The organism is Peribacillus sp. NPDC056705 (genome assembly GCF_043656335.1).
In genome coordinates this window covers 1-1,115 of the sequence record NZ_JBHTYI010000256.1, presented here as the reverse complement: position 1 = coordinate 1,115, position 1,115 = coordinate 1, and the positions used below count along the sequence as shown (strand labels likewise).

The window sequence follows — 1,115 nt, the reverse complement described above, 5'->3', positions numbered from 1 at the left end:
GTGCATTCCCAAGGTCATTCTGAATCATAACAATCCCGAACGGAAGCAAAGTCAGCAACCCCAGAGGGATAACGTCCTTCCAGAATCCGAGTTGGGCCTTGTTCTTACGCACCAACACATAAGCCAGAAAGATGATAAGCACTAACTTAAACAGTTCAGCCGGCTGGATACTTAATCCACCAATATAAATCCAGCCTTGCGCGCCGTTCAAATCCGTTCCGATAAATATAACGAGCACTAATATCAGCAAGCCACCGAGGTATATATAAGTCGCATACTTAATTAACACCCGGTAATCAATCAAACTGATTCCAAAGAACGCAATAAATCCCACGATGTAATAACCGATCATACGAAGATGAAGTCCCTCAAACCTCGTATTGGCCGTAGCGCTATATATCGACACGATACTGATGATCATCAGCATCGCCAGTACAAATACGATTACGTAATCAATTTTTTTAATTTTCTCTAGCATGTTGTTCCCCCTGTGCCCGGAGCTACCGGATCTAAGCTCCGTTTTGCCCTTGCGAGCAAGTTGATCGACAGCAAACATAAAAAGAAAGCTTACTACCTTATACCCACCGTCTATTCTAAAAGAATTCCCCATCGAACACAACGAACGGCAAATCTAAGCTTTCGTCACCGCATCGATCTTACATGCAGATATAACGATTCCATCTCGATAAAAGTTTGGGGGCCTCAATATCCATTAGCGCGAAATCCCAAGAACATGCCGGTCAATGCCTTGCAAGTCCTGAATGGTCACAATCTCTGACCAGTGCCCTGCGGCGCGCAGGATTGCAGCCACATCTTCTGCCTGACCTTGACCAAGCTCAAACGCGATCAGCCGGGGAGGGGCTGCCAATAGCGGCAGCTGTTCCATCATGATGCGGTAAGGACGAAGCCCGTCCTCCCCGCCATCGAGTGCCAGGCGCGGCTCATGGTCGCGCACCTCCGGCTGCAGTTCCTCGATGTCCTCTGCCGGAATATACGGCGGGTTCGACACGATGATATCTGGTGCTAATCCCGCCAACGGTTCGAGTAGATTTCCTTGCCGAAATTCAACGTCTGCCCCAAGCCTTTGTGCATTACGCGAGGCTACTTCCAGCGCA

Annotated in this window: 2 protein-coding genes; both read right to left on the bottom strand. The window is 48.7% G+C overall.

The features are described 5' to 3' along the window. Positions 1-478 (bottom strand): FtsW/RodA/SpoVE family cell cycle protein (locus ACFRAK_RS29455; protein WP_394573263.1); only part of this gene is annotated, 478 nt, incomplete at its 3' end. 234 nt (positions 479-712) lie between these two features. After that, positions 713-1,115, bottom strand: a 403-nt coding sequence (locus tag ACFRAK_RS29450; protein ID WP_394573262.1) for a N5-glutamine methyltransferase family protein, incomplete at its 5' end; no start/stop codon positions are given.